The following is a 430-nucleotide window of genomic DNA, read 5'->3' as shown; positions in this document are numbered from 1 at the left end:
GAGGATCGTCGCCGCGCGCACCGTGGGGAACTGCTCGCGGTACTCGGCTTCCGGCAGGCCGCTCGTGTTGACGACGGCGTACGGCTTCTCGCTCACCAGGTAGTCGGAGACGACGCTGGAAACGTCGGAGACGAGCAGGTGCGACGCGTTGAAGCAGGAGAAGAGGCCGGGGCGGGGCCCGGTGACGATCTGGTGCTCCCACTCGGGCAGCGACGCCCAGTACGCCTCCTCCCAGGCGGCCGCCGTCTCCCGCACCCGCGCCGCCCACCCCGGCTCGGGCTGCGACTGGCGCAGCATCAGCTCGACCTCGTCCGCGTTCCTCCGGTGGCGGTCGCCGACGAGTGCGGCCATCTCGAGGGTCCTGCGGGCGAGTTCGTCGCGCCCGCTGGGTCGGGGTCCGGTGCGTTGGGTGTTGGCGTGGCGGATGAGG

Annotated in this window: 1 pseudogene; it reads right to left on the bottom strand. The window is 72.1% G+C overall.

The annotated features are described in order from the left end of the window. Nucleotides 1–430, bottom strand: a pseudogene (locus UWG_RS0116555) (hypothetical protein); the annotation flags it as partial.

The sequence above is a fragment of the Streptomyces xiaopingdaonensis genome (genome assembly GCF_000262345.1).
Classification (GTDB): Bacteria; Actinomycetota; Actinomycetes; order Streptomycetales; family Streptomycetaceae; genus Streptomyces; species Streptomyces xiaopingdaonensis.
The sequence above is the reverse complement of the archived record's forward strand: the minus strand, read 5'-3'. Positions and strand labels throughout refer to the sequence as shown.